This is a genomic window from Apilactobacillus xinyiensis, from assembly GCF_019656235.1.
Classification (GTDB): Bacteria; Bacillota; Bacilli; order Lactobacillales; family Lactobacillaceae; genus Apilactobacillus; species Apilactobacillus xinyiensis.
Map to the genome: position 1 here is coordinate 96,088 of NZ_BPLL01000001.1, position 25,942 is coordinate 122,029.

A 25,942-nucleotide genomic window follows, 5' to 3' on the forward strand; every position below is an offset into this window, starting at 1 on the left:
ACTAAACATTTAATTTTTTATAATCTTCCTCACTAAGATATACATCGCGAGGCTTAGAACCATGTTGACCTGAAACATAATTATGTGTTTCTAAATCATCAATTAAGGTTGCAGCTCTATTATATCCGATTGAGAACACACGTTGTAGTTTTGAAGTTGAAATAGTATCTTCATGTGAAATATATTTCAAAACTTCTGGCATTAATTCATCTTGTTGTTCTACTTGGCTAACCTTTTTTAATAAAGACTTAGGCTGAAACGCATAGTTAGGTTCACCTTGGGACTTAACCTCTTCAGTAATTTTTTCAATTTCTTTACTAGTAATAAAGGTTCCTTGAAGACGCATAGATTGACTAGAACCATTACCTAAGTAAAGCATGTCACCTTTACCTAATAACCTTTCAGCACCAGCAGTATCAATGATTGTACGTGAATCAACTTGACTTGAAACCATAAAAGCAACTCTAGTAGGAATATTATTTTTAATAGTTCCTGTAATAACATCAACACTTGGACGTTGAGTCGCAACAATTAAATGAATTCCAGCAGCACGAGCTTTTTGAGTAATTCTTACAATATAATCTTGAACTTCGGCCGATGCTACCATCATCAAGTCTGCCAACTCATCAATAACAATTAAAATATAAGGCATTTTTAATCCATATTGCTTATGTTCTTCAGCCATTTTATTGAATTGTTCGATATTTCTAGCTCCAGATGCTGCTAGCTTTTCGTATCTTTGATCCATTTCTTTTACAGCCCAATTTAGAGCAGCAGATGCTTGCTTAGCATCAGAAATAACTGGTGATATCAAGTGTGGAATGTCATTGTATGGAGCCATTTCTACTGCCTTAGGATCAATTAAAATCATTTTTAATTCAGCTGGAGTAGCTTTATATAATAACGAAACTAATAAACTGTTTAAGAATACACTTTTTCCAGATCCAGTAGCACCAGCTATTAACCCATGTGGCATTTTTCTTAAATCAGTTACTTGAGGATTACCAGTTAAATCAACTCCTAAAGCTACCGTCAATGGATTTTTATTATTACGGAACGTATCAGATGATAATACTTCAGACAGCATTACTGGTCTCGGCTTAGGATTAGGAATTTCAATTCCCACAGTTGTTTTACCTGGAATTGGAGCTTCGATTCTAATATCTTTAGCAGCCAAAGCCAATTTCAAGTCATCAGTTAGATTAGTAATTTTATTAACCTTAACTCCTAACTTAAGTTTAACTTGAAATTGAGTAACTGTAGGCCCATTATCCCAATCTACAACATTTGCTTTGACATGAAATGCTTGTAACGTTTCATCTAAAATTTCAGCCTGATTTTCAATCCAATCGTCTAACCCTTCATCATCGGCAGTTTTAGGTTCATTTAAAATATTTAAAGATGGAAATTGATAATTTTGTGAGTTAGATTCCTGTACTGGTTTATCTTTAAATAATGTTAAATCTTTTTGTGCATTATTTTCTTCACCTAAAATTGAATTTAATGAATGACCAAGTCCACCATGTCGATTAGTTTTAGAATCGTTATCATTGTCTACATGCTTAATTTCATTGGAAATATTATCATTTTTTAAATCTTTTTTATTAGTATCATTCAAAATCTCATTTGATACTTCATTAATTTGTTCAACACTCTCAGTACCATCAGTAAGATTTTGATCATCATTATTAACTTCTGAAGGAGTATCTACAACTACTTTATCACTTGTAGTTTCATGTTCATCAATTTTTTTGTTAATAGTATTGAAAACTTGATTTTCATCTGACGTAGTTGTTTTAGAAGCATCCAAGTCACTATTTTTTTCGTCTAAATCATTTCTTGTACCATCAAACTGATTATCTATTATTTCTTTTGAATTATTTGATAATACTTTAGCTTTATCTGAGGATTCTATAAAATCATCTTTAGTATCGTCTAGGCCATCAACATCTTGAACATTTTCAATTGTAATTTCAGGAGCTTTTTTAATCATATGTTCTGAATCAAGCGAAACATTATCATTAATTAAAATAAAAGTGTCCTGAGATTTTGTTAACTGATTTTTTAATTTTATATATTCATCTGAAATTGGTCTTTGATAATAACTAACTTGCTTTTCTTTTTGTTCATATATTTTTGTTGGTTGAAAAGCTGCTACACGTTTAGAAATTGGATTATTTTTATCTACTGAAACCTCATTGTCAACTAACTTGCTTGTTGGTTGACTTCGATTTAACGGTTTGCTATTTGTATTTTCATTATTATTTTTATTTACTTGTTCAGCAATACTTTTCACTCTAGCTTTTTTAGAAAAGTTTTTATTATGGTTAATAGGATATTTTCTAAAAAAAGCTGGTCCGTCATAATGATTCATGTAAAAATCATCCTCAACTTATTAAAATTTTATGTACAGAAAAGCATTTTGCTTTTCTAAAATTAAAGACTATTCAAATAGGTCACTAGCTTTACTGGCATCAAAAGCATCGCCTACTTTATAAGAATCAGGTAATATCAATGCACCTGGTTTTTGAGGTGCATTAGGAATTTTAAGTTCTCGACCAGAACAAATCATCCCATTACTTGCTTCGCCTTTTAATTCACCAGGCCATATAATTAAACCACTAGGCATCATAGCTCCAACTTTAGCAACTACTACTTTTATATCTTCTTGCATGTTAGGTGAGCTACTAACAATTTGTAAAACTTCGTCATTATTAACTACTGTTTCAGTTATTTTCAAATGATCAGATTTTGGATGTGGTTTAACTGATTTAACATAACCTACTACAAATTTAGGATCATCATCTGCTGAAATTTCAGCTTTCAAATCATTATCAGTCAAAACTTTATTTAGCGTATCTATATCTTGTTGACTTAACTTAATTTGACCATTAAGTTCGGCTATATGTGGTAAAAATTTACTAACGTTTAAGAAATTGAAACCAAGTGTTTTGTTAGTTTCACTATCAAATATTTTTACAACATCATTTTTTTCTATTTCGGCTTGATTTTCAACATCTTCACCTAAAATAACAACTAGTATGTCACCCATTTGGCTTGGATTATAACTAGCAATTAGCATTGGAAATCATCTCCTAATATTTTATTTATTTAAATTATTTAAGAATTCTTCGACCTGTTCTTTAGTTTTACGGTCTTTATTAACTAAACGACCTATTTCTTTACCATCTTTAAAAGCAATAAAACTAGGAATACCAAAAACATCTAATTCAGCAGTTAAGTCAATATTTTCATCTCTATCAACTGCTAAAAAGTTATATTCTGAATATTCTTTTTCTATTTCCGGTAATACCGGTTTAATAAATGAGCAATCTGGGCACCAATCTGCTGAAAAGAATAGTACATATTGACCATTACTAATTTTATTGTTTAATTCATCTAAATTCATCTTGTTTAGTTTTTCCATATTTATCACTCAATTCTATATTAGTATATACCAACCATTGATAGTTGGCTAAAAGTCATACGTAATTATATAATAAACTTAAATTATATTCAGAGGTGATGTTTATCAACTTAAAAAAATTAACATTGACTACTATGGGAATAACAATTTTAGTAACAAGTAGTTGTATCATTAAACAAAAATATCTATTTAATAAACGTTCGAAAATGGAAACTTTATTAATCGAACAAGTAAAAAAGCAATTATCATTATCGAATATCTATGGTTCATGGATCTACTTCGATAAATCCACTAAAATTTTTAATGGACAAATTTTTATAAATACGTCAAAATCATACACTTTCAAAGGTAACGCCAGTGGTAATTTAATTTCAATTAAAGAAGACTAAATTTAGTCTTCTTTTTTATTATTAAATCTCACAATTGCTTTATAAATAGGACCTTTTTTACTAAATTTATTTTCGTATTCAGTCTCAACGTTATCCTCATTTTCTGGACTATTGTGTAAGTCTAAAGATACATAATCAAAGTGCATCCCATAATTATTAAAGGTAACTAAAGAATATTCAAAAAGTCCTCTATTATCAGTCTTAAAAACTAATGGAGCATCTTTTTTAAGTACTTCTGCATAACTATCCAAGAATTTAGGTGATGTTAGTCTACGTTTAGCATGTCGCTTTTTAGGCCATGGATCAGAAAAGTTCAGATAAATAGTTGAAATTTCATGATGATTAAAGAAAGTATTTACCCCTGCGCCATCAGTATGAACTAAAATAACATTATCTAACTTTTTACTAACAAGTTTTTTCAACGCTAATGCAATAACTGATTTTTGAATTTCCACACCTATAAAGTTTATGTTAGGAAATTTTTTAGCCATTTCAATTATAAATTTACCCTTACCCATACCAATTTCAATATGAATGGGTTGATCTTTAGAAAACTTTTGTGACCATTTGCCTATCCACTTTTCTGGATCTTCAACTATATATTCAGGGTGATCTTTAATAAAGTCATCAGCCCAAGGTTTATTTCTTACTCGCAAATTGTTGCCTCCTTATATAAAAATCCAATAAAAATAGCCAAAACGCAATCGTTTTGACTATCAAAATTACTTGAATATCAAAATAAATAACTATTGCTATTCTACTTTGATAAATGCGGTAACGTCAAGCCTTAAAAGGCTTTATGATTAAGATTTTTTAATTCTTCTAGGCATATATATATATATCATAAATACTGATAGCAAAATGTTTAGAATCAGTGATGATAAACTGTAAAATAATGATTTAGTTCCAAACAAACTAGCAACAAAAAATACTACAACAACCATCGTTGACATTAGTTTAATAACTTTTTGAAATCCAATTAGTTTCTTATTTTGATCAATAGGATATATATGGATAAAAGCATTACTATCAAAATGACTATAAAATGGGATAAGTTGAAAAATAATTAAATATAGAAATAATAATCCTAAGCCTATATTTAATATATTATTATCTATAAATGCTAACAATACTGCCCCTATTATAACTAGTCTTATATATAATCCACTAAATTCATTATTCCTCAATAGTCCTCTTATATATAAATATGGAAAAGTATTACCAGATGAATTTTTAAAAATGTTCATCATTGGTGATAAGTATCTTCTATGCTTAACTGAAATTGTAAGTTGTGGAACGTCAGTAAACATGTTAAAGAACTTATAAACATTCAACATTCGACTATTTTCAACATCAATTATTTTGGACCAATTTAATGAATTATGCTTGTTAATAATGGTTAAGTAAGCTAATAAGATGTTATAAATTAAGATTATAGCCAATGCAAAGTAAGAATTTATAAATACTAATAGACTTAAAGTTAACAAAGAAATTAGCATTCGATTAATTAGTTTACTAGATAGATAGTTTTTGGTTACATGATAACTGTTTAGAAAATCATGACTCATCATGCTTAACTTTATAAGCACCAGCATTAATATATATATTATTATACCCAATATATCATAACTATTTCTGGATATATTAATTAAAGGAATTAAAATAATCCCAAAGGCAATTTGTACTGGAACCGCCATCATTAAACTATATCTATATGCAGCTTTTAAGTAGTTATAAAAATCGCTTTCTTTAGGTAACAAAAAAACATAATCTGGTTTTTTTACTAATGTGGCAAAATGACTTATTTGGACAGATAACAACATCAGTATCAATACTAATGGCTTTAACCACCACATTTCATAATTAAGGTGACGCAAAGCTCTTGAATATTCAAAAGCTAAGCCACCAATGAAAAACATTAAAGCAATTACAAAAAAATCATTTAAAACATATCTCAAATAGCTTGCAATTTCTGTAACATGGGCAGACAATCGTTTTGAAAATAATTTCTTCATGAATTGGATTCTTCCTTAGCTAAGGATAAGTAAATATCGTTCAATGAACTATCATCATTACCATATTTTGCTCTTAAAGTTTTAAAATCGCCTTCAGTTCTAATTTGCCCATTATGAATTAAAACAAAGCGATCACAAAACTTTTCAGCAGTATCCAATACATGTGTAGACATTAAAATACTACTTCCGTTTTGTTTCTGCTTGTTAATTAAATCTAATAAATCATTAACAGCTAGCGGATCCAGACCTAAAAACGGTTCATCAATAATAAATAACTTAGCATTTGTAATAAAGGCACAAACAATCATAACCTTTTGCTTCATACCTTTAGAAAAATTAGAAGGAAACCAATCTAATTTATTATCTAATCTAAATCGTTTCAGTAAATCGTTAGCTTTATTCCATGTTTCATGAGCATCTAAATTGTATGCCATCATTGTCATTTCAATATGTTCTTTTAAAGTTAATTCCTCATATAAAATTGGAGCTTCCGGAATATATGCTATTTGTTGTTTGTATTTTTCGATATCATCCTTAGATGATACTCCATTAATATTAATATCGCCTGAAAAGGGATGCAATAAGCCAATAATATGATTAATAGTCGTTGACTTACCAGCTCCATTCAGACCTATTAGTCCAACCAATTCTCCATCTTTGATATCAAATGAAACTTTTTTTAGAACTGGAACTTGTGAATATCCACCAACTAGATTGGATACTTTTAAAGACATTAAACTCACTCCTTTTATAAATATCATTATAGCATAGCGATAGATCATAAATTGAAATCAAACATAGGCCAAACTTAAATAGCTTTTAACATTAGTGTATAATCAAAATTACAAAATTAATCACTGCTTGAAAGAAGGAATATTATGGATAATAATTGTATTTTTTGTAAAATTATAAACGGAGACATTCCCAGTTATACTGTGTACGAAGATGATGTGGTTAAAGCATTTTTAGATATTTCACAAGCCACACCTGGTCATACTCTCGTTATACCTAAAAAGCATGTACAAAACATTTATGAATATGATGATAAATTGGCTGAGCAAGTATTTTCTAGAATTCCTAAGATTGCTAGAGCAATCAAAGCTTCTAGTCCAGATATTAAAGGGATGAATATTGTTAATAATAATGGCGAAGTGGCCTATCAATCAGTCTTTCACTCTCATTTCCATTTAATACCTAGATATAGTGAAAAAGATGGTTTTGAAATGAGTTTTCAAGACAACGGTAAAAACTATGACGAAGAAACTTTGGTTAAGATTAAGAATGAAATTTCTAAACATATGGGGGCATAAGTTTGAATAGTTTTTTTAAATTTTCTGGAATTTCTCTGGCAGCCTTAGGTGCATATTTATTTTTAAAAAAAGAAAGTCCTAAAGAATTCATCTATCGAAGTAAAAATACGCTGGATGAAACTATTACAGATATTTCAAATTGGAATGATAAAAAACAGCAATTGAATGATAGTGTCAAAAATTTAAACAAAGAGATTTTAAAATCTAAAAATACTTTAAATTTAGTTAATAAGGACATTGAAAGATTTGAATTTAAAATTAAACCTCATATCCAAAAAATAAATGAAAAAGTAAATGAATTAAACCATAAATTCTCTCATTAAAGATTTTTTTAAATTACTATAAGAAAATATAATGTTATGTTATATTAGAAGTAATACGTTGGTGCTTAACCAACGACAAAATGTAATTATTTTAAGAATGGATGTGTAGATTTATGAATAAAAAATGGGCAGTAGGAATTGCCGGTGTTTTATTAAGTTGTACATTAGCTGCTTGTGGTAGCAAAACTGTTGCAACTACTAACGGTGGTAAAATTACTGAAAGTGAATACTACAGCAGTATGAAGGATACTTCAAACGGTAAAGCTGTTTTACAACAAATGATTTTAAACAAAGTATTGAACAAAGAATACGGTGATAAAGTATCTAAATCAGATATTAACGCTCAAGTAAATACTTATAAAAAGACATATGGTAAACAATTTGACGCTATGTTACAACAACAAGGTTTAACATTAGCTTCATTAAAAGACCAAATCAAGTCAAATCTTTTGATTAAGGAAGCTGTAAAAGCTAACACCAAAGTTTCTGACAAAGATTTACAAAATCAATTTAAATCTTTCCAACCAAAAGTTACTGTTAATGAAATTTTAGTATCAAGCAAGAGCGATGCTGAAAAAGTAATTAGCCAACTTAAAGATGGTAAGAAATTCTCTGACTTAGCTAAGAAATACTCTAAAGACTCATCTAACAAAAACAATGGTGGTCGTTTAGATGCATTTGATAATACTAACACTACTTTAGACAGTAACTTTAAAGAAGCTGCCTTCAAACTATCAAATGGTGAATACACCAAGACACCTGTTAAGACCCAATATGGTTACCAAATTATCCAAATGGTTAACCATCCTAAGAAAGGTTCTTACAAAGATCACGTTAATGAACTTAAAGACCAAATTGTTGATAGCAAGTTAAATGATAGTACAACTCTTCGTTCTGTAGTATCTAAGGTACTTAAGAATGGTGGAGTAGAAATTAAAGATAAAGACTTACAAAACATTCTAAGTTCATATCTAACTAGCGATTCTAAAAAATAATTAAGTAAATTAAAAAGGCATTCTCTATTAGTAGAGAGTGTCTTTTTAATTTACTTAATTTCAATGATAGATTGACTATCAAAATAGTCTTTAACTGAACTGTCAGCCGTCAAGTATATAACTTGTACATCCTTGCTAACCTCATTAATTAGTTTCATTGCTTGATTATACCGATTATTATCATACTCATAAAAACCATCGTCAATTAAAATAGGCAAACTATACTTTTGACTAAAGCCAACTGCCATAGAAAGTAAAATTGCAAAATATAATTGTTGCATAGTTCCCCTCGACAATTCACCTACATCAAATTTAATTTTATCAAAACGAGTTAATTTTAGTTTACTCTTATAGTAAGTAATGTTTATATAGTTGGCATTAGTCAATATTGAAAAATACTCTTGAGCTCTCGATTTAATGTTAGGAATTAAATCAGCCGTTGCTAAATCTAACATTTTATCTATCCATTGATTTGATAATTCCAATGATAACCAATTTTTAGTTAGATGAATAATTTCTGATTCTAAATTAGCTTTTTGTTGAACTAGTTCTAAATAAGTTCCATCTGCTTTTAATAAAGAAATTTGTGATTGTAACTCTGTTTTTTGTTTAGTTAAATTCAAAATATTTTTTTGTAAACTATTTAATTTTGCATTAACATCACTATATTCATTATTCAGAGTCGTTAAACTATCATATTTATTGATTGAACAATATACTTCTTCAGAAATCTGCTGATTAATTTGAGATAAGTCATTCATCTCTTGTTTAATTTTTAATTGACGAGCATATTCTTCATTGAATTCATTGCGATTCTTAATATTACGATTCTTAAAAAATGCATTTAAAGTATGCTTAATTTCTGTAATTTTAGAAGTTAATTGCTTCTGTTTGGAAACTAAAGCATTATTTTGATTAGCATTATTTTGGTAAAGATAGATTTCGTGTTCGTTTTTATTAATATATGATTTTACTTTTAGTAATTTATCAGAATAGCTGTCTTCTGAATCAGTAACATGAGTAATTTTGTTAAAATTATCAAAATACGTATTTAACGTTTTCAATAATGTATCAACCTCAATTTTCAAATGATTATAATTCGTTAATATTTTGTTATAGTTTTTTAGGTTGGGTTGTAGCATAATCCAATCATTTGGGTTATCACTTTCATAGTTAAACTGCTTTTTGTAAAATTCAAGTTTAATATTAATATCATTAAGTTGTTGAGATAACTCCTGTTCCGCTTGCAAACTTCGATTGTGATTATCGTAAAGCATTTTAAAACCTGAAACAACTAATAAAACGCTCCCAATCGCAGAAATTAATAAATTTGTAAATAATCCAGCTGCCATCATTAGTATGGCACAAATCAATAACAGTGAATATAAATAATTATTTTTTAAAGTAAATACAGACTTAGGATCTTTTTTTGAAGTTTGAGTTAATAAATCACTTTTGCTTTTTAATAGAGATTTTATTTCTGAAATTTGAACATCATTTAATGGCTTAGAATTCAAATTTTGTGAATAATATTTTTTATAAATTGCAATTTGTTTTTTTAAAGAATTTAAGTTATGAATATTTGAATTATATTCAATGATATTTTTTTCAATCAAATCTAATCGTGACTTAAATTTTTCAATATCGGCATAAGCTTTGTTAAACTCGTTATTTTGTTTTGTAAGTTTAACATTATCATTTACATTTAATTGATCTTCTAAATTTTTTATCTTGTCATTTAAATTATTCAATTGATTATAGATATTATCTAAGACAATCTTATCTTCTTCATCAAATCCAGATGGTAAATTAATCTTTTTTAAATCATTATATTTTTTTAGCTTTTGACATAAATTCCAATTATTTTTAAAATTTTGTAATTGATTAAGGTTAGTACTTATAGACTTAAATTCATCATTTGCCCTATTATATTCTAGTTTTACATGATTTAAACTATTTTCTAAATTAGTATAATCATTTTGCTTTAATTTAGCTTGATTTATTCTATCCAAAAGTGATTCATATTCTTTTAATTTTTTATTTAATAATGGTTTCCTACCAGTTTTTGCATATATTTTTTTATTACGTTTTACTAAATCATCTTTTAATTGAATAAATTTTTCACTACCAGCAAACCCTACTTTTTGAATAATATAGGCTAATTGCTCATCACTAACTTTAGAAAAAGCTTTTGTATCAAAATTTCCAAAATAAAAAATATTGTCAAAAGCATCACGATTGATTGGACCTAATATATTTTTTAAGTAATCATTAGATACTTTATCACCAGAATCATTTTTTATTATTGATAGTTCTCCACCGTGAGCACCAGCTATTCTTTTCAATATAAATAACTGACCATCAATATCAACTAATAATTCGCCTCCATATGATTTAGTATTTTTAGGAATATACTGTTCATATGTATTATGACCATCTTTAAATCCAAATAATATACCCTTTATAAAGCTAACTAAAGTCGTCTTACCAGATTCATTATTTCCAAAAATAACGTTTAACTTATCGCTTTTTAAAATAATATCGTCATCTTGCCATTTACCATATCCAAATATTTTTAACTGCTTAATTAGCATCTATTCATCCCCCTTCATTTCATCACCCATCAAAATATTTTTAGAAAGTTGATTTAATTCTAAAATATTATCATGTTTAGAAAAATATTCTTTAATAAATGAATATTTAAATAGTGAACTAGCGCTATCAGAAATATTATCTGTATTAAAAACTTTATCTTGGGTTAATTTCCAATATTTATCACCAATTAAGTTAAAGTTATTTTTAACACTTCTAAAATTAATGTTATAAACCCAAGCGTTTAAATCTTGATATTTATCTTTTAAATTATCTTGTAACATTTCTAATAAATCATCATTACTTAATTGTGGTAATTTTTGAAAATAAATGTCTAATTTCAATAAATTCATTTTCTTAAAGCCTTGCTTAATAATAGCATTAAGAATTACCTGTATTAACTGCATTTCAGACATATTGTCTAATTGCAGTTCAAGATTAGACCAATTTATTTTAGAAGTTGCGTTAAATTGAACTTTATTAGTATCAGTATCTATGATTAAATATCCCTTATCACCGGATTCATTTTGATGTCTACCTTGAGTATTTCCAGAATACCAAATTGGTGGATTAGCATTTAATTGTTGTCTTTTATGAATGTGTCCTAGGGCCCAATAATCATAATTCTTTGATAATAATTGATTGACGCTAAAATTAGCATAATGAGATTCAGTAGCATCGTCTCCATGAAACATACCAATCTGGTAATCTACATTACTTTTAATTGGATAATCATTTATTTTGATAGCATCTATCCATTTATCAGTATAGCTAAAACCACACATTCCAACAGATTTATTTTTAATTTGAACTATTTTATTAGTAACCTTATCGGGAAAAACATATACATTTTTGGGATATATTCCTAACTCATTGCTATGATAATCATGATTCCCATAACTCATAAAAACGGGTATATGAAACTCATTTAACTTTTCAAATTGTTCCTGCAAAAATAGTTTAGCTTTAGGTGATGGGTTATCGCTATCAAATAGATCTCCAACAATTAACAAAAAATCAACTTTTTTATTAATTGCATCTTTAACCACACTAGCAAAAGAATCGAATGTTGAATTCAAAATGTCTTTGTTTAATTGATTAGGTATATCATTACCTAACATTCCTTTAAAAGGACTTTCAAGATGTAAATCCGCAACATGCATAAATTTCATAAATTTCTCCTTAAAAAAAGTCGTATCATTTAATTATGATACGACTTTTAAATTACAATAGTCAAAAGCTCTATTTTTCAATCATTTTTTTAGCATCTTCAATCCAATTTTCAGTATTTTGTTTTATATTGTTAAAACCATCTTTAATGCTAGAACCAAACTTAGAAACACCATTTTTTATGTTTTCCCAAGTATCAGATCCGCTAGAAGTTTTATTTTTTTCTTGAACCATAGAAGATGCATCTTTAACGTCAAAACTACTGTTTTTAGTGGTTGGAATAATTTGTTGCATTTCTTGTTTAAACAACGGACCAACTCCTGTTCCACTTAAATTTTCTAAGTGATGAGTTGCATTAGTATTATCAAAACCTTCCCAAGTAGCCACCACTACATCTGGAGTATAACCTATTATCCATTTATCTCTAGTAGCATTACTATCACCAGCATAATCAGCTTCGGTACTTCCAGTTTTACCAGCTACTTGATATCCATCTGGCTTAGCATCTACTCCAGTTCCCTCATTAAACACGTTAAGCATCATACTAGTCATTTCGTCAGCTACTTTGCTGCTCATAACTTTAGTAGGATTACCATTATCTGTGTTATCAACCACTGTATTACCAGATGCATCTACTATTTTTCTAATGTAGTTAGGTTTAGTCATGGTTCCGCCATTAGCAAAAGCAGTGTATGCGCCTGCCATTTCTTGTGGAGAAACTCCCTTAGAGGTACCTCCTAGCGCTAAAGCTAAATTGTTATCGCTTTTACCAATTGGCAAACCAAATTTCTTAACTGATTCATAACCCTCATCCGTTCCAATTTTATTCAAAAGCCAAACCGCTGGTGCATTCATACTATCGGCTAAAGCCTTATACATTGGAATCGTTCCTGTATACTGATCATTATAGTTTTTAGGTGTATAGTGATTAGATCCATATGATTTTTTCTTGTTTACTAGACTAGAATCATAAGAATATCCATTTTCCAATGCTGGAGCATAAACAGCGATTGGTTTTAAAGTTGAACCAGGTTGTCGTTTAATTTGATAGGCACGATTATAGCCTCTAAAAATATGACTTCCACGACCACCTACAACAGCCATAACGCCTCCATTTTTAGGATTAACAGCGACTGAAGCTGCTTGAACTTTAGTACCGTCAGCAGCATTATTAGGAAACATACTAGGATTATTAAATGAATTTTGCATAGCTGTTTGCTGTTGTTGATTTAAATTAGTGTATATTTTGTATCCTTTATTCATAATATCAGATTCAGATATATGGTATTTATTAACAGCCTCATCAATGACTGCATCAAAATAATATGGGTACTTATATTTATCCTTATATGAATAGTTATCTTTCAAATTAATCGGTAAAGTTTTTAAATAATTAGCCTTGCTTTGAGATAGCTTATTATTTTCCACCATTAATTGTAATACCACATTTCGTCTAGCCTTAGCTAAATCAGGATGGTCGATAGGATTAAATCTCCCTGGATTAGTTAACATTCCGGCAATAACTGCCGAGTCTTGAATTGAAAGATTTTTAGCTGGCATCCCAAAATATCTTTGTGACGCATCTTCCACTCCATAAACCCCATTACCAAAATATGCTGTATTCATATACATAGACAATATTGCATTCTTAGAGTAAACATTTTCCACTTGAATGGATATGAAAAGCTCCTTAAGTTTTCGACTGTAAGTCTGTTCTTGGGTTAAATATGCATTTTTAACTAGTTGTTGAGTTAAAGTACTACCACCACCACTAATGTAATCACGATGCATCAATTTGTTTTTAACAACTAATAACATCGCTCTACCAATTCCTTTAATTGAAAAGCCATGTTCATGATAAAAATTACGATCTTCAGTAGATAAAATAGCATTTGGAATGTTGGGGGATATTCGCTTAAAGCCTACATAAGTCCCCTTTTGTGAATAAATACTACCTGCCTTATCATCATTAGAATCATATATTCTCGTTGTTTTTTCCAATGAAGAATGTAAAGTTCCAACGTCAATAGTTTTAGCTACATAAGTGCAATAAGAGCTAATAATAAATATTGCAGTAAGTACAAATATAATTAAAAATTTAGTTATAAAATATCTTCGCCAAAATGATTTAACTTTAGATAAAAAATAACTAAAATTATTATTTTCTTCCATCAATATTGTTCTCCTTTTATAAGGGAATTTTACTTTTAAACAATGACTATTTTACAACAAATTAATATAATTATTCATAATAAAAAAGTACATTTAACAAAAATGTTAAATGTACTTAGTTCATTACATTGCGTCTGGAGCTTTAACACCAAGCAATCTTAATGATTCTTTCAACACAATAGAAACAGATTTAACCAATGCTAATCGAGCATTTAATTCGCTGTCATCAGCTAGAATTTTAGAATGAGCATAGTACTTGTTGAATGATTTAGCTAAACGTAATGAATATTTAGCTACAACTGATGGTTCTAATTCTTTACATGCCATTTTAATAATATTTGGAAAATCATTTAGTAACTTACTAGTGTCCCATGATTCTACATCATTAAGTTTGTATGATTCATCACCACTGAAATCTGTTTTACCAGCTTTTCTCAAAATACTTTCTGCACGAGCATGAGAGTATTGCACGTAAGGACCAGTTTCACCTTCAAAACGTAATTGATCTTCTAAAACAAAATCAATATTATTGATTTTTTCATTCTTCAAATCACCAAAGACGATTGCACCAACTCCAACCTCATTAGCAACTTCTTCTTTATTTGGTAAACTTGGATTCTTTTCTTCAATTTGTTTTTTAGCAATCTCAATTGAATCATTTAGAACTTCATCCAATAGAATAATTCTTCCAGAACGAGTTGATAGTTTTTTACCGTTTACTGTAATCAAACCAAATGGAACATGGTATAAATGTTCAGCTGAAGGAACTCCCATTTCTTTAAGTACTGCTTTCAATTGCTTAAAGTAATAAGTTTGTTCTGAACCTACAACATATAAGTTCATAGCTGGATTATAAGTACGATCACGATATAAGGCAGTAGCTATATCACGAGTAATGTATAGTGAAGCTCCGTCACTCTTAAGGATAAGTGCTGGGTTTAAGTCATATTTATCCAAGTCAACAATTGTTGCACCTTGTGATTTACTTAAAAGTCCCTTGCCATTCAAAATATCGATAACTTCTTGCATTTTATCATTGTAAAATGCCTCACCATTGTAAGTATCAAATTTAACCCCTAATTTATCATAAATTTTATCGAAGGCTTCAATAGATACTTCACGGAACCATTTCCATAACTTAATTGCTTCTTCATTTCCGTTTTCTAGTTTTTTGAACCAGTCACGAGCAATGTCATCTAATTCTGGATTTTCTTTGTCTAATTTATGGAATTTTACATAGTACTTAACTAAATAGTTAATAGGGTCTTTTTTAACATCTTCTTCGTTACCCCATTTTAAATAAGCAGTAATCAATTTACCAAATTGAGTACCCCAATCACCTAAATGGTTATCCTTGATTGGATGGTAACCATTTTTAGTTAAAATATTAGCAATTGAGTTTCCAATAACAGTAGATCTTAAGTGTCCCATTGAAATTGGTTTAGCAATGTTAGGTGATGACATATCGATAGTTACATTGCCAGCTTTACCATCGTTATTAGCACCATAATTGCTACCATCTGTTAATACTGATTTAATAACATTATTACTAAATAAGCTCTTATCTAAGAAAAAGTTTACATATGGACCTACTGCAACCACTTTTTCAAAACTATCTTTTTCAATTTTATCAACAATATCCAAAGCAATTTGTTGTGGTGCTTTACGCAACACCTTAGCTAAAGCAAATGCTGGGAAAGCTAAGTCTCCCATTTCAGATGTTTTAGGTCTTTCAATTTTACTATAAATATCTTCAACTGATATTTCGTTGTCAATGGCTTTGTTTACAGCTTGTGAAACTTGTTGTTTATAATCCATAATAATTTTTACCTCCTAAAATATAAAAAGTCTCTTACAATTATTAAATTGTAAGAGACGAGTTTTCCCGCGGTACCACTCTAATTGATATAAATCCACTTTATAATTTATTTAAATGTGTTCTAAAAAGTGCGATTCGAAATACCAAATTACCCAGCTCTCATCATCCTAGGCTCGCTATCAAATTTAAGTATATCTACTATTCTTTTATAATTGAACAAAAAGAAAATTAAATAATTAAATTTTCTAAAGCGGGTAACGGGAATCGGACCCGCGACTTAAGCTTGGGAAGCTTATATTTTACCACTAAACTATACCCGCATATGATATGATTATAACATAATCAACATATGCATGTATAATTATTTTTTAGTAATTTTTGCATTCTTCTTGCTTACAATCGCTCTTTTGTTATATTCATTAACAACTATTGAATCTTCTTTATCATTATCAGTTATAAATACCATTACAGAATTTTCATATATTTTTTCAATCGTTCCAAAGAAATCATGTTTTAAATAACCAAATTTTGGTGCAGATACATAATCACCAATTTTTAGTTCTTTTTCAGCCATCATTATCACCTCAATTAATAGAATTAACGTGATATGATATTACCAAATAAAAACCGCCATATCAAGACTTAAAACAATTAAAAATTCAATGATTTATTTGTTCAAAACTTCTTCATATTTATTTTTAATATAGTCAGCTGAACTTTGTAATTTATCTAATTCTTCTTTAGAAAGTTCTAATTTTAATTGCTTAACAATTCCATTGCGTCCAACAATTGCTGGATATGATAAATAAACGCCATATTCTTCTCGATAGTTAGATACCGGAAGTACAGTCATAGCATTATTTAATACCACATTCATTAATCTAACTGCTGCGGTTGCTACACCATAACTAGTATATTTTTTACCGCTAAACACTGTAAATCCACCGTCACGTGCATCTTTATCTAATTGATCTAAATCTAAATTATATTCATCTACTAAATCATAAATAGAATGTCCTAAAACATCTACAGTAGACCAAGCAGTAAACTGAGAATTACCATGTTCACCTAGGTTGTAACCATTAACTGATCTAGAATCAACACCTACTTTTTTAGCAACTGCACGTTTCATCCTAGCAGAGTCTAATAATGTTCCAGTTCCCATAACGTGTTCTTTAGGTAATCCAGTAAATTTTTGATATAGGGATGTAATAACATCAACTGGATTAGTAATGGCTATTAAAATCCCATCAAAACCTGATTCTTTTATTTTGTTAGCAACGTCTACAACATTTCTTTGATTAAATGGTAATTCAGCAAAACGATTTCCTTTAGCTTCGGGTGTATCCAAAATACCAATATTTCCTAAAGCTGAAATAATTACATCTGCATCTTTCAATTCACTATAATCATTAACAATAATGTTAGTATGATACTCCAAATTAGGCATAGCTTCTTCAAAATCAATCGCATCTGCATTTACCTTTTTTTCATTAATATCAATTAAAACTAAGTCATCTACAAAACCATTAGCCACAATATAATGAGCTACTGTAGAACCTACATGTCCATCACCAATAATACCAACTTTTCTAGACATAAAAACAACTCCTTTTTTAAGAATTTTATCATTATTTTCTAATTTAATAAAGAAAAAATAAAAAAAGAGCTTATAGCTCTTTTTTGTTTTTTGCCATTTCAATTGTTCTATCTACCAAAACAGACTGAGCATCAACAACATTAAATTTATGGTCTGATGCACGTTCTTGAGCGACTGACAATTCAGTACATCCAAGAATAACCACATCACTTTTTAGATCATTAATCATTTCATCGAGAATATGATGATAAAGTTTAGTATTAACTTGATTTTTCTCTTTAACCCATTTATAAATTAATTCCATTGTTTCTGCTTGAATGTGTTCGGTTGGACTAATTAAATTATATCCCATTGAATTAATCTCATGATCATAGATATGGTCATGAATAGTTCCTTGCGTAGCAATTAATCCAACATTTTTACATTTAGGGAATGTATTCTTGATAGACTTAACTGCTTCCTTAGGCATGTGTAAAATTGGCGCATTTGCTACAGATTGTAATTCATCGTAAAAATAATGTGCTGTATTACATGGTAATGTATAAAAATCTGGTTTTAATAAATTTTGTTGTTTTATATCTTCAACCAAATCAGTTAATGGATTTGGTTTACTGTGATCTAGAATATAATCAGTTCGATCAGGAATCGTAGCATGATTAACTAAAATGTAATTTAAATATTCTTGATCGTAGTGTGCATCAGTACGCTCATTTAAAAGATGAATGTAGCTCTCTGTAGCTTCGGTTCCCATTCCACCGATAATTGAGAAAAAGTTTCTCATAAAAAATCATTCCTTATTAATTGAAAAGTAACGATCAAAATTCTTCTTATAAATATGTTTCATCCATGTAATTAGTAACCAGCGTTTAAAATTACGGTCTTTACTATACCAGAAAGTTGTTCCAAATTTACCTTCATTGATTAATTTATTTGCTAAATCTTTTTCAGCATTTTCTTTAGCATATTTTCTAAATACGTTTTTACCAACACCAAGCCATAAACTATAGTTATTAACGTCTTTATTACCATAAACTGTATCTTGGTTCTTCAAACTATCATAAACATAGTCTTGAACAACCCAATCAGCTAAATTATATCCAGCTAATGTAACAAAGAAACTACTACGACCTTGTCTCAAGTTTATTTCAAATAACTTGTAAGATCCATCACGAGAATCATATTTCATATCAAAATTAGCATACCCTGTGAATTGAATGTCTTCCAAGAACTTTTGAATCATGTCATAAATTGCTTGATTGTATTCTGGAATAATAGCTACATAGTTACCAATAGACGAAGGTGAAGGATCTTCTAAAAGCGGATGTCCTAGGCACATCATTTTTACCTTGTGATTTTTGTCAACATAAGCATTCAACACACGCATGTTACTATCATCGCCAGGAATAAAATCTTGAAGAATTAAATCTGAAGTGTAGCCATTTTCATAAACTTTGGCAACGATATCATTAAATTCTTCTTCCGATTTAATTACAAAAGCCTTTTTTCTACCTTCAAAATGAATGTCTAACCATTCAACACTATTAGTTGGCTTTAATGCTACTGGATAACCAAAGGGTTGATCAATCTTATCATTATTTTCAAAATCATTTTTAGTAATAATTTTGGTCTTAGGATAAGGTAAAGAATGTTTGTCACACATATGATAAAAGTTTTCTTTACTATTAAGTTGCTTAATTAAATCAAAGCCAACGTATGGACATACAAAGACGTCACTTAACTCATCTTTATGTTTAGAAATAAGTTCAGCATATCCATCACCACAACCAATAAGAATAACTGGTTCTTTATGACTTGCGTAAACCTTTTTTAATTCACGCATTTCTTCAATCCATTTAGGGTCTTCACTAAATCCTGGGATAGTTGTCAAATCAACTATTTTTGTATATCTAGTAGGCGCTAGATGAACTTCTGCATAAGCTTTTACTGGTTTATGATATTTTTCATATAATGATCTAGCCATTCCATAGACATTAAAATCACTACCTAATAAGATTGGCGTAAATTCTTTTAAATCATTCATTTTTATAATCCCTTCAAAATATTATTAACAACTACTGAATCAGTTTCATAAGGTGTGTCTACACCATTAATTTTTTGATATGGATCACGACCCTTACCAGCAACTACAATAATTGAATGTTTATCACCACATAAGATTGCCTGTTTAATTGCTTTTTTACGATCTAATTCAAAATGAACATTAACTTTTTGATGATCAATATAAGAATCAATCTCTTTAGCAATGTCTAGCGGGTTTTCAAATCCTGGATCATCTGTAGTTAAAAATGCTTCATCAGCATTTTCTGTAAGTGCTTTACCAAATCCTTCACGGCGATCAACACCCTTATCACCAGTACTTCCTACTACTACAATCACTTTTCCTTTTGGACTATTGCTCTTTAAAAATCCTAAAAGTGCATGCATACTGGCATAATTATGTGCATAATCAACATAGATAGTTCCATGATTTTCACTTGGATAGGATTCCATTCTGCCTGGTATTACTAGAGACGAAAGTCCTTTTTGCGCATCAGAAACTTGTGATCCAGCAATAGCTGAAGCTATAATAGCCGAAGCTGCATTGGATTCATTATAATCACCCACTACTGACAATTGATAATCATCAGCGATAGATAATTTTTTGCATTTATCAGATATGCTCTTAACCTTAATAATATTAGAGTTTAAATTATCAGTAACGCCTTCAAATTCACAATCAATAGGTAAATTCATCGAATTACTAATACCCTTTCGACTGTATAAATAAATATCATCAGGTTGAGATGTAGTTTTAGCAGCATAATAAACATCTTTTAGATAATCTGTTTCAGCATTTATTATACAAACTTTAGAGTTAACTAGTAACTGTTCTTTACAGTGTAAATAATCCGCAAATGTTGGATGTTCATTAGGACCAATGTGATCAGGTGAAATATTTAAAAATATTCCCACGTCAAATTTCAAACCAAACACACGATTTTTCTTATACGCTTGAGAAGATACTTCCATCACCAAATGTGTCATTCCATTATCGATTGCTTTACGCATATTTTTAAATATATCAATAGATTCTGGAGTTGTTAGATGTGATTTAAAGCAATCTTTGGGTTTATTACCCAAAACTGTATCGATAGTAGAAAACAGAGCTACTTTATCATTGGTCGTATTTTGTAAAATACTGCGAGCGAAATAAGACGAAGTAGTTTTACCCTTAGTTCCGGTATAGGCAATAATAAATAATTCATTTTGTGGATAATCATAAAAAGCAGCCCCAATTAATGACATTGCCTTTTGAATATCTTTTACTTGAATCGCTAATAAACCATTACCAGCTTCATAACGATGTTCAGAAACATATGCTATTGCCCCTAAGTCTTTGGCATTTTTTAAATATGCTTCCTTAAAATTACCTTTACAAAAGAAAAGTGTTTTTTCAGTTACTTGTCTAGAATCATAAGTAACATTTTCAAATGTTAATGCTTTATCAGAATCCACACTAATCAATAAATCATGCTCTTCTAAAATAGTTAATATTTCTGTAAGTCTTAATGACAATTTAAAAACTCCCTATAAAGCTTGAGTAAGGTGTACTTCATCAATTGTTTTAGCACTAGTATTTTCTGGGAAGTAAACTTCATACCATAAAATAAATGTATAAATAGTGAAAATCTTTTGCATGTTAGATTTACCTTCACCATGTTCTTTTAATAAGCGCATAAGTTCATCAACGTTGAAGAATTTTTCAGCTACATCAGAATTAAAAGCTCTAACTAATTTTTTGTGGTACTTAGGTTCATTCATCCAACTAGCAATTGGTGAAGGGAAGCCCATTTTTTCTTTCATTGCAACTTTATCTGGTAATGCGGATTCAGCTGCTTTTCTTAATGAAATTTTAGTTCCTTCTTTATTAATACGAGTCTTAATTGGCATGGTTGACGCAAACTTAGCTATTTCACGATCAACCAATGGAGTTCTAACTTCCAATGAGTTAGCCATACTCATACGGTCAGCTTTTTGTAAAATATCAAATGGCAACCAAGTATTAATGTCAAAATATTGCATTTGAGTCATTTCATCCTTGCCTTTAACTTCATCAAAAATATGTTTGGAATAATCACCTGAATCAACATTAATTGATGGATTTTTCAATACACGATTACGATCATCATAATTAAATACATAGTTAACACGGTAATAACGTTCACTTAATGGTTGTGCACCTCGAATTAAGAAACGACGACCATGGAATCTAGGCATTTTTTCAGCTACACTAGCTAAAGCTTTTCTAGCAAAGCGTGGTACAAATTTTTGATATCTTTCAAATGGAATTGCTTCTAAATAAGTATTATATCCACCAAAGAATTCATCAGCACCTTCACCAGACAACGCTACTTTTACATTTTTTCTAGTACCTTGAGCTAAATAGAATAATTGTACAGCTGATGGATTAGATAATGGTTCATCCATGTAATACATCATAGTTGGTAAGAAATTAAAGTAGTCATCACCAGTAATTTTAATTGGTGTATTTTTTTGACCAATTTGTTGAGCAAAATCAGTTGACCAAGCCAATTCACTATATTTAGAATTATCAAATCCTAATGAAAATGATTGAATAGGTTTTAACTTAGAAGCTTCATTTAAAACATAACTTGAGTCAACACCACTAGATAAGAAACTACCAACTTCTACATCAGCAATCATATGTGCTTTAACTGAATCTTTAACTAAAGCTTCAATTTTTTTAGCATTACCTTCAATGGTTTCATTTTCATCAATGTGATCATAGTTAAATTTAAAGTATGGTTTCATTTCAGTCGTTTTAGCATCAATATCGTGAATGAAATAATTACCTGGCATCACTTTAAATACATTTTTAAACATAGTTTCCTTGGAAGGAATAAATTCAAAACTTAAATGGATTGGTAGTAATTTTTCATTTAATTCCTTCTTGAACGCTGGATTTTCTAAGAATGATTTAATTTCAGAACCATACATAAAACTTTCACCATCGTCATAGTAATACAATGGTTTAATTCCAAAATGATCACGAGCTCCAAATAATTGATTTTTGTTACTGTCATAAATTACAAAGGCAAACATCCCACGTAATTTTTGAAGTAAATCCTTACCCCATGCTTCATAACCACGAATTAAAACTTCAGAATCAACATCTGTAGTAAATTCATAACCCATACTTTGTAGTTCTGATCTAATTTCTTTATAGTTATAAATTTCACCATTAAATGTTAAAACTTTTTTGTTATCAGAACTATATAGCGGTTGAGCACCATGAGCTAAATCAATAATAGAAAGTCTTCTAAAAGCCATAGATACTTTATCGTTTTGGAAATATTTTTCATCATCTGGGCCACGATGTTTAATTCGATTAGCCATTTTTTCTATTGTTTTATTAGGAACGTCTTTTTGATTAACATATCCACAAAATCCACACATAATATTTTCTCCTCTTAAGATATATCAAAGTTATTTTTATTGTTAATTGCTTTTTATTTTATTAATACTGCTCACATTGTAACAAAGTTGATATTATAGTACCATTCATCACCTTAGACATGCCTACTTTATTCGTGCAAAATATTACAATTAGATGTAGAATTAATTTGCTAAGCCCCAATGGCGGAACTGGCAGACGCGCAACGTTCAGGTCGTTGTTTGATTTTTCAAGTACAGGTTCGAATCCTGCTTGGGGCATATTATTTATTATATACCAAAATATACATTTTTAAGCATAAAAAAGAGTGATTTACTTATGATAGTAAATCACTCTTTTTTTATCTAATCACTATATTGTTTTAAATACCTTCCAGTAATCGATTGCTCATCAAACCTAGAATTTTTAGGAACTCCTTGGTATAAAATATGACCACCATTACTACCTGCTTCAGGTCCAACGTCAATCATCCAATCTGCTTTACTAATTATTTCCAAATTATGCTCAACAATAATTAACGTATTTCCGGCATGAACTAAGTTAGTAAATAATTTTTCAATGGTTTTAACATCTTGCATATGCAATCCAGCCGTTGGTTCATCAAGAATATAAACCGTTCCCTCTTTATCTAATTGATTAGCTAATTTAAGTCGTTGAACTTCTCCACCAGACAATGTATCTAATGATTGTCCTAATGAAAGATAACCTAAACCAACCTTTATCATATTAGAGAGTTTATTATGAATTTCATCTATACCATCAAAAAAGTTGTATGCATCAGTAATGGACATATCTAAGACTTCACTAATATTTTTTCCATTATAAGAATAACTAAGTGCTTCGTCATTATATCTTTTGCCATTACATTTTTCACAAACTTGAATTACTGGATCCATAAACGCCATATTAGTAATATTAACTCCTTTACCCTTACACATTGGGCATTTACCTTTACCATTATAACTAAACAATGATCGAGATACTTTTCCATTAGCATTACTAAATAACTTACGAATAGAATCCAAAATATTCAAGTATGTTGCTGAAGTTGCCCTAATATTAACACCTACTGCATCTTGTGATAGATCGATGTATTTTTCTTCTAAATGTTCTTTAATTGCACTAACTAGTGAACTCTTTCCCGAACCAGCTACTCCTGAAATAACTGTTTCTGCATGCATTGGAATATCTACATTTACTGAGTGTAAGTTATGTGTTTTTACATTTTTTAAACTTAAATATTTATCAATTTTATGTGTATCGTTAAAAGTTAATTTCTTACTTAACATATTACCGGTTATCGTATCAGAGTGAAGTAAATCATTATATGTGCCAGAAAAAGTAACTTGTCCACCATTTTTTCCAGCGCCAGGACCTATTTCAAATACATAATCTGCCACCGGAATCAGTTCTGGATTATGTTCAACAATTACGACCGTGTTACCACTATCTCGCAACTTTAAAAGCGCCTTTTTGATTAACTCAATATCTTGAGGATGTAATCCAACACTAGGTTCATCTAAAATATAAAGCATATCCACTAATGAACTATTCATAAATTTAGCAATTTTTATTCTCTGTACTTCACCACCAGATAGTGAATCCGTACTACGATCAAGCGTTAAATAATTTAATCCTAAGTCAATCAATGCCTGTAGCTTATCTTTCAGTTCACGAATAACTTCAGTAGCTAATGAAGTACGCACCCTACCTAAGAAATCTAGCACTTGTGTTAAGTTCATTTGTAAAACATCTGCTATGCTACAGTTATTAATTTTGCATTTCAAAATATCATTATTTAATTTTTTACCATGACATTTAGGGCAAACTTTTCTAGTAACTGTATCAGCAATTGCTTTTTTATGATGCTGACCTTCTCGACTTTCCAAAATGGAACGCTTAATTCTAGGAATTAAGCCTTCATAAAGGATTGAATTTTTCCATTGTTTAGGAGCACCCTTTAATTTTTGTTGTGGTGCATACAACAACATATTTAATTCATCTTCTGAATAATCTCTTAGCGGTTTATCATTGTCAAATAATCCCGTATAGGCATATCTTTTCCATCGCCAAGTATCAGGCCCAAAACTAACAAAAGTTATTGCTCCTTCGTTAAGTGATTTATTATAATCTAAAATTTTGTCTGGATTAATTTCATCTACATAACCTAATCCTTGACATTTATCACACATTCCCTGTGGTAAATTAAAAGAAAATGCATCCGAATAACCAACCCAAGGATTTCCAACTCTAGAAAATAATAGTCGTAATAGTGAATAGATTCCAGTGTAAGTAGATAAAGTTGATCTAGGATTTTTGCCAACCTTTTTTTGTTGAATAACAATGGCCACTGGTAAGTTATCAATTTTTCCTACATGTGGGGCACCATACTTAGGTAAATATTGTTGGGTAAAACTAGGAAAAGTTTCATTCAACTCACGTCTAGAGTTAGCCGCTAACGTATCAAAGACCAATGAAGACTTTCCCGACCCAGATAAGCCAGTAAAAACAGTTATTAAATGTTTAGGTATTTTTAAACTTACATTTTGTAAATTATTTTGATGTGCATCGTTTATATGAATAAAATCATTCGTCATAAATTAAACTCCTTATTATTCAATAATTAATTTTCATTATAAAATTAATAAATCAAA

The 25,942-nt window shown here is 29.5% G+C and carries 21 protein-coding genes and 2 tRNA genes; 5 read left to right on the forward strand and 18 right to left on the reverse strand.

The window, feature by feature from the left end; genetic code table 11:
* Position 1: 1 nt before the first annotated feature.
* The 3 genes from K5Q11_RS00510 to K5Q11_RS00520 all read right to left on the reverse strand — a co-directional run bounded on the left by K5Q11_RS00510 (position 2) and on the right by K5Q11_RS00520 (position 3,427).
* Positions 2–2,374: a DNA translocase FtsK gene (locus K5Q11_RS00510; RefSeq protein ID WP_220750839.1), complete on the reverse strand. Its 2,373-nt coding sequence runs from the start codon at positions 2,372–2,374 to the stop codon at positions 2–4.
* A 69-nt stretch (positions 2,375–2,443) separates the two neighbouring features.
* Positions 2,444–3,082 carry a YtpR family tRNA-binding protein gene (gene ytpR / locus K5Q11_RS00515; protein WP_220750840.1) on the reverse strand — a complete coding sequence of 213 codons (639 nt, stop codon included), beginning with the start codon at positions 3,080–3,082 and terminating at the stop codon, positions 2,444–2,446.
* A 21-nt stretch (positions 3,083–3,103) separates the two neighbouring features.
* Positions 3,104–3,427 carry a thioredoxin family protein gene (locus tag K5Q11_RS00520; RefSeq protein ID WP_220750841.1) on the reverse strand — a complete coding sequence of 108 codons (324 nt, stop codon included), beginning with the start codon at positions 3,425–3,427 and terminating at the stop codon, positions 3,104–3,106.
* 125 nt (positions 3,428–3,552) lie between these two features.
* Here K5Q11_RS00520 and K5Q11_RS00525 point away from each other — a divergent pair, with 125 nt between their 5' ends.
* On the forward strand, positions 3,553–3,816 hold the full coding sequence (locus K5Q11_RS00525) for a hypothetical protein (protein WP_220750842.1): 264 nt from the start codon (positions 3,553–3,555) through the stop codon (positions 3,814–3,816).
* A gap of 2 nt (positions 3,817–3,818) precedes the next feature.
* On the opposite strand, the gene trmB is transcribed toward K5Q11_RS00525, so the two are convergent.
* The 3 genes from trmB to K5Q11_RS00540 all read right to left on the reverse strand — a co-directional run bounded on the left by trmB (position 3,819) and on the right by K5Q11_RS00540 (position 6,565).
* The gene (gene trmB / locus K5Q11_RS00530) at positions 3,819–4,472 is read right to left on the reverse strand and encodes a tRNA (guanosine(46)-N7)-methyltransferase TrmB (RefSeq protein WP_220750843.1); all 654 of its coding nucleotides are present in this window, start codon (positions 4,470–4,472) and stop codon (positions 3,819–3,821) included.
* A gap of 147 nt (positions 4,473–4,619) precedes the next feature.
* Complete coding sequence (locus K5Q11_RS00535; protein ID WP_220750844.1) at positions 4,620–5,831, reverse strand: ABC transporter permease; 1,212 nt, start codon at positions 5,829–5,831, stop codon at positions 4,620–4,622.
* Positions 5,828–6,565, reverse strand: a complete 738-nt coding sequence (locus tag K5Q11_RS00540; RefSeq protein ID WP_220750845.1) for an ABC transporter ATP-binding protein — start codon at positions 6,563–6,565, stop codon at positions 5,828–5,830. Before K5Q11_RS00540 ends, K5Q11_RS00535 begins: the two co-directional genes overlap by 4 nt.
* A 144-nt stretch (positions 6,566–6,709) precedes the next feature.
* Here K5Q11_RS00540 and K5Q11_RS00545 point away from each other — a divergent pair, with 144 nt between their 5' ends.
* From K5Q11_RS00545 to K5Q11_RS00555, 3 genes are all read left to right on the forward strand, one after another.
* Positions 6,710–7,141 (forward strand): HIT family protein, encoded by a 432-nt coding sequence (locus K5Q11_RS00545; protein WP_220750846.1) that lies wholly within the window; start codon positions 6,710–6,712, stop codon positions 7,139–7,141.
* A 2-nt stretch (positions 7,142–7,143) separates the two neighbouring features.
* Positions 7,144–7,464 (forward strand): hypothetical protein, encoded by a 321-nt coding sequence (locus tag K5Q11_RS00550; RefSeq protein ID WP_220750847.1) that lies wholly within the window; start codon positions 7,144–7,146, stop codon positions 7,462–7,464.
* A gap of 113 nt (positions 7,465–7,577) precedes the next feature.
* Positions 7,578–8,459, forward strand: coding sequence for a peptidylprolyl isomerase PrsA (locus K5Q11_RS00555; RefSeq protein ID WP_220728083.1), 882 nt, complete (start codon positions 7,578–7,580; stop codon positions 8,457–8,459).
* A gap of 50 nt (positions 8,460–8,509) precedes the next feature.
* On the opposite strand, the gene K5Q11_RS00560 is transcribed toward K5Q11_RS00555, so the two are convergent.
* The 11 genes from K5Q11_RS00560 to asnB form a co-directional block, all read right to left on the reverse strand.
* Positions 8,510–11,053: an ATP-binding protein gene (locus K5Q11_RS00560; RefSeq protein WP_220750848.1), complete on the reverse strand. Its 2,544-nt coding sequence runs from the start codon at positions 11,051–11,053 to the stop codon at positions 8,510–8,512.
* On the reverse strand, positions 11,054–12,223 hold the full coding sequence (locus tag K5Q11_RS00565; RefSeq protein ID WP_220750849.1) for a metallophosphoesterase family protein: 1,170 nt from the start codon (positions 12,221–12,223) through the stop codon (positions 11,054–11,056).
* A 70-nt stretch (positions 12,224–12,293) separates the two neighbouring features.
* Positions 12,294–14,393, reverse strand: coding sequence for a transglycosylase domain-containing protein (locus K5Q11_RS00570; RefSeq protein WP_220750850.1), 2,100 nt, complete (start codon positions 14,391–14,393; stop codon positions 12,294–12,296).
* 123 nt (positions 14,394–14,516) lie between these two features.
* Complete coding sequence (gene argS / locus K5Q11_RS00575) at positions 14,517–16,211, reverse strand: arginine--tRNA ligase (protein WP_220750851.1); 1,695 nt, start codon at positions 16,209–16,211, stop codon at positions 14,517–14,519.
* Between the two features lie 250 nt (positions 16,212–16,461).
* Positions 16,462–16,532 (reverse strand) — tRNA-Gly (locus K5Q11_RS00580).
* 41 nt (positions 16,533–16,573) lie between these two features.
* A complete protein-coding gene (locus K5Q11_RS00585) occupies positions 16,574–16,786 on the reverse strand; it encodes a DUF2187 domain-containing protein (RefSeq protein ID WP_220728088.1) in 213 nt (70 codons plus the stop codon).
* 93 nt (positions 16,787–16,879) lie between these two features.
* The gene (locus K5Q11_RS00590; RefSeq protein WP_220728089.1) at positions 16,880–17,812 is read right to left on the reverse strand and encodes an L-lactate dehydrogenase; all 933 of its coding nucleotides are present in this window, start codon (positions 17,810–17,812) and stop codon (positions 16,880–16,882) included.
* 70 nt (positions 17,813–17,882) lie between these two features.
* Positions 17,883–18,593, reverse strand: a complete 711-nt coding sequence (locus tag K5Q11_RS00595) for an aspartate/glutamate racemase family protein (RefSeq protein WP_220728090.1) — start codon at positions 18,591–18,593, stop codon at positions 17,883–17,885.
* Between the two features lie 6 nt (positions 18,594–18,599).
* Positions 18,600–19,853 (reverse strand): carboxylate--amine ligase, encoded by a 1,254-nt coding sequence (locus K5Q11_RS00600; RefSeq protein ID WP_220750852.1) that lies wholly within the window; start codon positions 19,851–19,853, stop codon positions 18,600–18,602.
* Between the two features lie 2 nt (positions 19,854–19,855).
* Positions 19,856–21,388 carry a UDP-N-acetylmuramoyl-L-alanyl-D-glutamate--2,6-diaminopimelate ligase gene (locus K5Q11_RS00605; protein ID WP_220750853.1) on the reverse strand — a complete coding sequence of 511 codons (1,533 nt, stop codon included), beginning with the start codon at positions 21,386–21,388 and terminating at the stop codon, positions 19,856–19,858.
* 12 nt (positions 21,389–21,400) lie between these two features.
* Entirely contained in the window at positions 21,401–23,290 is a 1,890-nt protein-coding gene (gene asnB, locus K5Q11_RS00610) for an asparagine synthase (glutamine-hydrolyzing) (RefSeq protein ID WP_220728093.1), read from the reverse strand.
* 174 nt (positions 23,291–23,464) lie between these two features.
* Here asnB and K5Q11_RS00615 point away from each other — a divergent pair.
* Positions 23,465–23,548 (forward strand) — tRNA-Leu (locus K5Q11_RS00615).
* 84 nt (positions 23,549–23,632) lie between these two features.
* Here the strand turns inward: K5Q11_RS00615 and K5Q11_RS00620 are convergent.
* Positions 23,633–25,885, reverse strand: coding sequence for an ATP-binding cassette domain-containing protein (locus K5Q11_RS00620; protein WP_220750854.1), 2,253 nt, complete (start codon positions 25,883–25,885; stop codon positions 23,633–23,635).
* Positions 25,886–25,942: the final 57 nt, after the last annotated feature.